General features: G+C 43.6%; 4 protein-coding genes. All 4 read right to left on the bottom strand.

Annotated elements, in window-relative coordinates; genetic code table 11:
• Genes JX312_RS09430 through JX312_RS09415 form a run of 4 tightly spaced genes read right to left on the bottom strand, consistent with a single transcriptional unit; the run spans position 1 to position 4,787 of the window.
• Positions 1-417 carry a hypothetical protein gene (locus JX312_RS09430; protein ID WP_204457820.1) on the bottom strand — a complete coding sequence of 139 codons (417 nt, stop codon included), beginning with the start codon at positions 415-417 and terminating at the stop codon, positions 1-3.
• A 5-nt stretch (positions 418-422) separates the two neighbouring features.
• Positions 423-1,484, bottom strand: coding sequence for a glycosyl hydrolase 53 family protein (locus JX312_RS09425; RefSeq protein ID WP_123478189.1), 1,062 nt, complete (start codon positions 1,482-1,484; stop codon positions 423-425).
• Positions 1,485-1,493: 9 nt separating this feature from the next.
• Positions 1,494-3,209, bottom strand: coding sequence for a DUF5114 domain-containing protein (locus JX312_RS09420; protein ID WP_123478191.1), 1,716 nt, complete (start codon positions 3,207-3,209; stop codon positions 1,494-1,496).
• 9 nt (positions 3,210-3,218) lie between these two features.
• On the bottom strand, positions 3,219-4,787 hold the full coding sequence (locus JX312_RS09415) for a RagB/SusD family nutrient uptake outer membrane protein (RefSeq protein WP_204457819.1): 1,569 nt from the start codon (positions 4,785-4,787) through the stop codon (positions 3,219-3,221).
• Between the last annotated feature and the right edge of the window lie 2 nt (positions 4,788-4,789).

Raw genomic sequence — 4,789 nt, 5'->3', positions numbered from 1 at the left:
TTATCCGTATGGCCATGTAATCGCATGACGTCCATTTATACAGACCTTAGCATTACTCATAGCACCGTCAAAGAGCAATGTGTAAGTAACATTTGTAGTATCAGAGATGTCGAAAGTTGTTCGATATACTCCCTTCCCAATAAAGGGGAGACCTCCAGTGCGTCCTGTTTTTATACTTTCTTCTTTTTCTCCGTTCTGTTCGATAGCGACACTCTGTAAATCATTCGCACGATCAAAAGGACCATAAATTGCCCAGTCATGTGGTACTCTCACCGTTTGCCACTCTTTAACATCTTGCAATGCCCCATTTGAAAACTGCCAGCCATCATTCAATGTTGTTACCGAGCGTTGAGCATAGGAGGTTAAAGTAATGGCTCCCGAAAGAGCCATTACTATTATTTTTGTGCATTTCTTCATAGACTTCATTTTTCCTTAAATGGGTCAAGTGCTATTGTAGGTGCGTCATTATCAAAACATCCGAGATTATAACCATCGTTATAGCCATTGGGAGCTTGTGGTTCCCAGTAGAATATCCCCTCAACTGGAGCATTCATCATTTTTGCAATCAGTTGTTTGCATGGTTCAGGCTGATCGTATGGCATACCTATCTCGCAAATCATCACAGGCTTGTTGTATTTCTGTTTAAGATGGTTGATATTAGCAATACAATCATCTGCAACTTTCATCCAACCTCCGGTTTCGCCCTGTTGCTCGGCCCAATAAGGATATAAAGACATGCCGATCATATCATATTTTCCCCCATTTGCTTCCAAAGCATCAAACATACGATCATAAGCCCACTGGTTATTTCCTCCGTCAAGATGCACGATGACTTTTGCTTCAGGGAATACTTCCTTAACCGCATCATAACCCGAATTATTGAGGGCAGTATATTGAGCCGGATTCTCCTCGATCGAGCCAACAGGCAGCATCATACCGGGAGTGGTTTCATTTCCAATCTGCACCCATTCCGGTGTGACGTTCACGTTTTTTAGGGCTGTAAGCACATCGGAAACGTGTTGGGCAACTGCGTTCTTAAGATTGTCGAATGACAGTTCTTTCCACGCTTCAGGCATTTCTTGATGACCGGGGTCAGCCCATGTATCAGAGAAATGAAAGTCGATCATGGTTCGGAGTCCAAGCGACTCTGCACGACGGGCTTTTAGAACAACATCATCGATATTGTTCCATCCTTCGGCTGGGTTTACCCATACGCGAAGTCGTATTGAATTTACGCCGCAGTAGTCGCGGAGCAACTGCATACATTCCATTTCCTGACGGTCCTCGCCCGGAGTGAAAAATTTACGGCCTTCAGATTCCATTTGCGTAAGCCAACTTACATCAGCACCGCGTGCGAATCCGGTGGCTTTTTCTATGTTTGTATCATCCTGTCGAGGATTGGTGACAGGACCATCCTCTGTGCATGAGCCACAAACCAATGCAGTGGCTAATGCAAATGCGGATATGATTGTTGTCATCTTCATTTATCGTAATTATTTAAGGGAATAAGAATATGTTTGTTTGCCCAGATCAACGGTAAGTATGTAGGTCTCGCCAACCGTTAGAGCGTTGTCTCCGTCAAAGCCGGTAGTAGCATCTGAATGTCCAAGAAGCAAATTACCATTGCCGCCTCCGAAGAAGAGACTCCAATTATTATTAATCAAGACCTTGACGCCCCAAGGGGTTTCCTTTTCCTTAACGAACTCAGCAGTAAATACCTCAGGGTTATCAGAGGATTGTTGCATAGGATGTTCCGACCAATCATCATTTAAGCCGGTGAATGTTACGTTATCAACCTTTGTCAATGTATATGAGAGATCTTTCATATTGAAATCCATAACATACAGTCCGCTTTCAGGAGCAGGTATGTTTCCGTCATTACCTGATTCTGCAAGAATCAGACATCCGGACAACCCTGTTGCGTCCGGAGCGCCTTTATAGGCTATGCCCCAATCGGCTTGCGGATATGCGCGGTATCCCCATTCTGAGTTAACCCAATGCGCACCACCATAGCACCGATTTGTTTCATCGTACAGGGAAATGTAGTCATCAAAACCATCCCAGTTGACAACTCCGGAGAAGTATAATCTTGGTTCTGCCTCAGGCTCAGGAGCGGCTTCTCCAGCACCGATTGTATATTCCAATGGATTAGTTAAATCAAGCACAAGTGTTGTTTCTCCAGCAGGTAGATCAACCGAAATAACTGTACCGGTTTCTCCAAATGAAAGATTCTGTGAGTTTCCTCCAAATGCGACATTCTGTTGAATAGCCGGTCCCATATCCGAAGTTTCCTTATTATATAGGCTACCTTGTCCCTTAATACTTATTGAAACCGTTGAGGCCGAAGTGAGATTTATGGGAAGAGTCCATTGATTTGCCTTCATATTGTATGTCATCTCACCTACTATATCACCCGATACGGTTAAGTTTTCAATGTGAAGACCGCTCCACCAGCCCTCAACTGTATTAAGCGTTGTAAAGTAGCAACCGGCAGGATCGGGGAACCAGAAATTCCAATGGTCATCAGCAGAGGAGGCAAAGAACGTTTTACCGGATTCTCCAAGATTGCCCCACACTACGTTGTTTGCTTCACGGAACCACCAGTTAGTCCAACCATTTACTCCCATGAATCCTTTATAGATACCATTTTCTTCTGGCGAAGCAAGTTTCATGGACGTTTCATTCCAATCTTTATCAAGAACAGTGCCCAGAATGAGGTGTATTCGGTAGGATTGAACCATTACCTTGATTACTGATGAATACGTCGGCTCAACATTGGCAGCCAAAACTGAGCGAACACGAATGTACAGAGGTGCTTTCTCATCAGCTGTATATCCAAGACGGCCTAATAAAGAGTTGAGTTCTTCGCAAAGGAACTGTTTTGAACGTACACCTTTTTCTACAGTTAGATCTATTGTTGATGAGAACTGCTCATCTTTAGACAATTGAAGTGTCTCTTCCGCAGCATTGACAGGCGCCTGTATAAGAGAGTTATCCAAGGACAACTGTCCATCGCCACTCCAATAAATGGTCATGGCGAGAGCCTGGGGATTATTTGCACTCAGGATTATTTCTCCTGTCGCACCTCCTAATGTAATGTCATCGGAAGGTATGACATAGACAGGCTCTATGTCGCTTTCGCATGATGCCAAGCCCATTATAAAAGCTCCCGACATCAATGCTGTCCGAATTATATTAAAAATTTTCATGATTTAATATCAATATAATGGGTTTGTAAGATTTGGATTAGCAGTCAAGTCTGTATCCGGAATCGGATATATGTTATATTTTGCATTTACAGCACGACCATCCAGTACGCCACCTTTCCATTGCCAGATATACGAATCGGTTGTGAACTTGTCAAACCGGACAAGGTCTGTTCGCCGTATTGATTCAAGATATAGTTCTCGTCCACGTTCATCAAGAATAAAGTCAAGAGTGAAATCTCCGTCAGAAATCTTGCCACTTTCATCACCGTTGTAAGCACGTAACCTAACTTTATTAACTAATTCGAGTGCTTCTGCTCTTGAAATACCTGCCCCACCTCTCAGTAAAGCTTCGGCAGCCATCAGATACACATCAGCCAGTCGAATCATTGGATAGTCTGTTGAACAGCCAGTTGCAGCTGAGTTAGAGGCTGCGACACCATCATCTGTAAGATTAGTGAACTTCTCAAAGAAATAGCCCTCAGATTGATTATCTATAGCACCTGTAAAGAACTGCTCCTGACCATCTGTGTAGAACATAGCACGAGAATCACCTGTTGTGGCGATGTCTCCGAATTTGGAGGTGATTTCTCCACGGGCACGGAACATACCCCAGCCGTTTGTCAAACCATATTTTGCAGGATCCTGAGTACTGGAGTTACCACATGACCCACATACCAGATAAGTACCACCACCCCAAGTTACAGATGTGGTTGCATCGCATACCATAGCGAACAATATCTCATGAGTACGCTTATGATTATCAGCGTTGAAGAGTTTTGCATAATCCGGCTCAAGATAATAGGAGGGATTTGAAATCACTTTGTGGCATGCTGTGATACATTCAGTATAATATTTAGTATCAACAGTCCCTCTATAAACTGCGCTATTAAGGTATAGCCTTGCAAGAAGAGCCCAGGCAGTAGGTTTGCTTGCTCGTCCGTATTCATTAGAATCAGGCAAAGCAGATGCGGAACTTTCGGTGACAAGCTCCTTCAACTCACTTTCAATGAAATCAAACAGACCGGGTCCGTCATATGCTTCAGGGATGAAGCCGGTGACAGGTGTGTTTTCATCCACCTTGGGACCTTTACGGTAAAGGTCAAGAACCATCCAATAACTGAATGCTCTCATAAAACGGGCTTCAGAACGGAAGCTCTTAATCTCTTCCTGTTCCGGTGCAGAGAATTTGCTGATTTCTACATCAGAACAATGGCGCAAGAATTCATTGCAAAGAGTGATGTTGAAAAACAACCAATAATATGAATCTGACACCCATGAATCTTTTGGACTCCAATTTATGTAGGTCAAATCAATCAGGTTGTTTCCAGACAACCATGTATTGGCAACTTCATCGGTAGCTGCTTCTTGAAGGTTGAAATAACCTCTTGAGAAATCTTGTCCGTTGATTGTTGTCAAGTCGCCATTGTCACCTCCTTGACCTTGTCCAGCGAGAACATAAGACGCATAAATCTTGGCGAGAACTTTTTTATAGTTCTCTGGATTTGAATAGACATCCTGCGATGTCGTTTCTGTTACAGGCATCTGATCGAGGTCATCGGTGCAGCTACTCAGTAACAGCC

The sequence above is a fragment of the Barnesiella sp. CU968 genome (assembly GCF_905219685.1).
Classification (GTDB): Bacteria; Bacteroidota; Bacteroidia; order Bacteroidales; family Muribaculaceae; genus Lepagella; species Lepagella muris_A.
This window is presented reverse-complemented; position numbering and strand designations above follow the sequence as displayed.

Coding starts and splice junctions, on each gene's coding strand:
- JX312_RS09425 (WP_123478189.1), bottom strand. CDS start 1,484: ATGAAGATGACAACAATCATATCCGCATTTGCATTAGCCACTGCATTG.
- JX312_RS09420 (WP_123478191.1), bottom strand. CDS start 3,209: ATGAAAATTTTTAATATAATTCGGACAGCATTGATGTCGGGAGCTTTT.
- JX312_RS09430 (WP_204457820.1), bottom strand. CDS start 417: ATGAAGAAATGCACAAAAATAATAGTAATGGCTCTTTCGGGAGCCATT.